Origin of the sequence: Cecembia lonarensis LW9, from assembly GCF_000298295.1 — a bacterium.
GTDB lineage: Bacteria > Bacteroidota > Bacteroidia > Cytophagales > Cyclobacteriaceae > Cecembia > Cecembia lonarensis.
In genome coordinates this window covers 1-1193 of sequence record NZ_AMGM01000201.1, presented here as the reverse complement: position 1 = coordinate 1193, position 1193 = coordinate 1, and the positions used below count along the sequence as shown (strand labels likewise).

The window sequence follows — 1193 nt, the reverse complement described above, 5'->3', positions numbered from 1 at the left end:
CCCAGGCTGGCCTTCACGTATGGGAAGGTCGAGGCCGGTTTCGCCTGCCCGCCGGCCGCGGCCTGTGGCCGGCCATCTGGTTGCTTCCCGCCAGCGAGAATTCCCGACCCGAGATAGACATGCTGGAAGTAACCGGTGAGGATACGGGACGCCTGCGACTGCACCTGCATCCCAAGGACGACTCGGCCCCATCCATCGGGAAAGACTATCTCCTGCCGGGAGGGGCTTCCCTGGCCGGCGGTTGGCACACCATCGGCCTGGACTGGTCCCCCGGAAGGTTGGATTTCATCCTTGATGGAAAGCGCGTATGGCGACTAGACGGCAAGGAGGTGCCGGACGAGCCGATGTACCTGGTGATGAACCTGGCCGTCGGGGGCGAGTATCCGGGGGATCCTGACCAAAGCACCAGGTTCCCGGCGACCATGAGCATTGACCATGTCCGGATTCGACGCAATGACTGATCCGAACACTGCGGGTTCCGTGGCAAACCGCGATTGATGCGAAAGATCCCTCGTTCGCAGTGGTTCCGGGTCGTGGTTCCTGTGTCCTGCGCGGGCAGGTGCCCTTCGTCGGCGCACCGTAGGGTATGGGACGCGGGTGGATTTGTGGACGCGAAGGTGGTTGCAGTCCCAGGCGTATGCCGACACCCGCAACCCGGTGGCTTCCCAGGCGGCGGGACCGGTTCCAGGCCCGATTCGGATGACTGCGAAATGGCGTGTAGTCGGGTCAGGGCATTATCAGGATGAATCCCGTCACGGCGCACAGGATTCCGGTCCCCGTGAGTATCCAGCCGGTGAGCAGGGCGGGGTGGCATTGGTTGTCATGGAGCTCGATTCGGGTTCCCACATCCAGGATTTGGGCTTCTGCGGGATTATGCAGGGGGAGGTGCGGCGTGTTTTCGCCATCGGACCAGCGGAAACCCTTGAATCCGCCGGTTTCAAAGACCTCGGTGGTGGTCTTGGTCCACTGACAACGGCACATGGCCACGATCCAGCCAGCGATGACCAGTGGACGTCATTACCTCGTCATCCGTGGTTCGAAGGGCGAAGGGGTACCTGACTCAATTCTCCTAGTGCCGGGCGCAGGCTGGCACTGAGTGGATTCTGCCGCTGGTTGCGCCCGACGTTCCTTGACGGTGTATGTATCAGACGAGAAAATTGAGAGACACCGATCCTCGTGGAGGAGACTCGTCA

At 61.9% G+C, this 1193-nt stretch carries 1 protein-coding gene; it reads left to right on the top strand.

The genetic code is table 11. The features are described 5' to 3' along the window. Nucleotides 1-461: glycoside hydrolase family 16 protein (locus B879_RS23780; RefSeq protein WP_040401528.1), on the top strand; the 461-nt coding region annotated here is incomplete at its 5' end. Nucleotides 462-1193 lie beyond the last annotated feature (732 nt).